A 241-nucleotide genomic window follows, 5' to 3' on the forward strand; every position below is an offset into this window, starting at 1 on the left:
TCCATGCGTTCTTCAAGCACTGCGCTAAACGCGAATTTAAGCATTCTTTCCGCTAACTCAGCCGCATCATCTAACGTTGCGAATGCCACTTCAGGCTCAACCATCCAGAATTCTGCAAGGTGGCGAGTGGTGTTTGAGTTTTCAGCACGGAACGTTGGGCCGAAAGTATATACTTTCGATAACGCACAAGCATAAGTTTCAGCGTTTAACTGACCCGACACGGTTAAAAATGATTCTTTAC

Annotated in this window: 1 protein-coding gene; it reads right to left on the reverse strand. The window is 45.6% G+C overall.

Annotated features, from left to right (window positions below; genetic code table 11):
• A partial coding sequence (locus AAEZ00_RS22035; RefSeq protein ID WP_351090166.1) for an amino acid--tRNA ligase-related protein occupies positions 1-241 on the reverse strand: 241 nt, incomplete at both ends.

Origin of the sequence: Shewanella sp. S1-49-MNA-CIBAN-0167, assembly GCF_040310145.1 — a bacterium.
In the GTDB taxonomy this organism is placed as follows: Bacteria; Pseudomonadota; Gammaproteobacteria; order Enterobacterales; family Shewanellaceae; genus Shewanella; species Shewanella psychromarinicola.